Source organism: Gordonibacter sp., assembly GCF_036667095.1.
Classification (GTDB): Bacteria; Actinomycetota; Coriobacteriia; order Coriobacteriales; family Eggerthellaceae; genus Gordonibacter.
This window is the reverse complement of record NZ_JAVWUP010000297.1, coordinates 1-2,426: the sequence shown is the minus strand read 5'-3', so window position 1 is coordinate 2,426 and position 2,426 is coordinate 1. Positions and strand designations below refer to the sequence as shown.

2 protein-coding genes are annotated in these 2,426 nt (G+C 57.8%); both read left to right on the top strand.

Going from position 1 to position 2,426, the window contains the following annotated elements; all coding sequences use genetic code 11:
• Nucleotides 1-331: 331 nt before the first annotated feature.
• A complete protein-coding gene (locus RR842_RS13920; RefSeq protein ID WP_332521894.1) occupies nucleotides 332-622 on the top strand; it encodes a hypothetical protein in 291 nt (96 codons plus the stop codon).
• Nucleotides 623-624: 2 nt separating this feature from the next.
• Nucleotides 625-2,319, top strand: a complete 1,695-nt coding sequence (locus RR842_RS13915; RefSeq protein WP_332730181.1) for a transposase — start codon at nucleotides 625-627, stop codon at nucleotides 2,317-2,319.
• Nucleotides 2,320-2,426 lie beyond the last annotated feature (107 nt).

The window sequence follows — 2,426 nt, the reverse complement described above, 5'->3', positions numbered from 1 at the left end:
AGAAGGGTCGGCGTGGACGGCAGCATGGCGAAGCAAGAGGAAAGCAGGCATCCGACGCCCCGCCCAGCAAACTTTTTCGACAGGACAGCCACAGCACGCCGCACCGCAGCTGCACCGCAGCCCGTTACTGTTCACGGGCCAGCCAGATCGAGGCAACGTACGTTGTTGTTTGAAGTGATCCGTGGATTGCTTTGCGGCTACAGCATTCCGTTCGTACGCATACCGAGTCCATCGCCTATCTTTTTGCAAGAAATCGCAGTTCAAGCTATGTTCTCCTTGCATTCTATAATCGTTAGGTGTATAATAATCCTAACGATTATGAGGAGGAGATATGGGAATCATCCGTCAGCATGACAAGAGATCCGGCATCACCTATGCATACGAGTCCAAATCGTATTGGGACAAGGAGAAGAAGCAATCGAGAGCCAAGCGTACGCTCATCGGCCGCATCGACGACGAGACCGGGGAGATCGTCCCTACCGACGGCCGCGTCAGAAAGGCCATGGCCCGCGAGGCCGAGCCCGATTACAAGGTTCTTTTCGAGCAGCTGCTTGAAAAGAACAAGGAACAGGAAGCCGAGATTTCTCGCTTGAAAATCGAGCTTGAAAAGAATAACGGATAGGCATGACTATCCGCGCAGACTTCGAACACGTCTCTGCCCTGCAGTACAAACTACGGGCTTTTCAGCATCGAATCGACGAGCTTGAGTCGGGAGAAGCCTATACCGAGCTTGAGTCGAAGCTCTGCGCGGCAGAAAAACGCCACCTTGCCAAGACTAGGCACTTAGAAGGCGAGCTCGGGCGCAGCGAGAGGCTGAATGCGAAGATGCGCAAGCGCTGGTTCGAGGTCTTTGAGACCGTCGAGCGCGAATGCAACGAGAAGGTCGGGCGGGCAGAATCGCAGACAAAGCGCATGCAGGAGCGTACATGGCGCGCCGAGTGCGCGCTTGATGCTGCCAGGGATGCATCGAGCGCGCAAGCCGGCCTCATGCGCGAACTCGAGCAAAGGCTCGCAGAGGCCGAGGGGATGATCGCCAAGCTCACCGCCCAGGTGAACAGGGACTTTGAGAACTCGTCTCTACCCTCGTCTGCCCAAGGGCCTGCGCGCAAGCGGGTGCCGAACACGCGCGCATCGAGCGGTTTGCGCCCCGGCGCACAAACAGGACATCCCCATCATCCCCGCAAATGCCCCAAAGCGACCCGTATCGTGGATATAGCCGATCCTGAAGACTATGAGCGCAACCCCGATCTCTACCGAACGGGAAACGTCTTGTCCAAGCTCTTGATCAGCGCCCACGTAGCCGTCGACGTTATCGAGTACCAGGCATCGGAGTGGCGGCGGCGCTCGAACGGTGCGCGATTGCATACCCCGTTTCCGCAGGGACTTCGCGACGAGGTCACCTACGATGGCTCCGTCAAGACCTTGGCCTTCCTGCTCGCCAACGAGTGCTGCACATCGGCGGGCAAGGTGAAGTGTTTTCTGCGGGAGGCGTCGGGCGGCGTCCTAGACGTCTCGACGGGCATGATAAACGGCCTTGCCCGCGAGTTCTCCCTCAAAAGCGAGGCGGAAAAGGCGCAGGCCGTCCAGGCGCTCATGTCGGCATCTGTCATGCACGCCGACTTCACCGGGGCGAACGTTGGGGGCCAAAACAAGCAGGTCTTGATCCTTGCGGGCGGCTCGCGCACGATGATGCTCGCACGCGAGTCGAAGGGCCATAAAGGCATCAAGGGCACGCCGCTCGAGAACTACGTCGGATGCGCCGTCCACGACCATGATAAGACGTTTTATTCCTACGGACTCACCCATCAAGAGTGTATGCAGCACAACATCCGGTATCTGACCGGCTCCGTGCAAAACGAGCCCGATCTGACATGGAACACAGGGATGCTCGATCTGATCCGCGAGATGCTGCACTGGCGAAAACAGCAGCCGCCCGAGACGGTACCCGACCCCGATGCCATTGCAGAATTCGAGCGGCGATACGATGAGCATCTTGAACTTGCAACAACAGAGTACAAAAACAACCCGCCGACGAAGTACTGCCGGGACGGATACAACCTCTCTGTGCGGTTGCAGAGCTACCGGGAAAGCGAGCTGCGGTTCTTGCATGACATGCAGGTGCCGCCCGACAACTCACTGTGCGAGCGGCTCGCCCGCGTGTTCAAGCGCAAGATGCACCAGGCGATCGTGTTCAGGAGCTTCGAGTCCCTCTCGTATATCTGCGATGCGATAGGCAAGATTAACGACATGCGCACGCTCGGCAAGGATGTCTTCGCCGAAACGAATGTCGTTTTCGACAGAGCAATGCCTACAGCCTAGAGATTTCGGCGCCCTTGCCTAGCTGGCTGCCCCGTGAACAGTAACCGCAGCCCGGTAACTGTTCAGACGGCAAGGTTGTAAAAACTACTCACTCGCGTGAGTGATCT

Coding starts and splice junctions, on each gene's coding strand:
- RR842_RS13920 (WP_332521894.1), top strand. CDS start 332: ATGGGAATCATCCGTCAGCATGACAAGAGATCCGGCATCACCTATGCA.
- RR842_RS13915 (WP_332730181.1), top strand. CDS start 625: ATGACTATCCGCGCAGACTTCGAACACGTCTCTGCCCTGCAGTACAAA.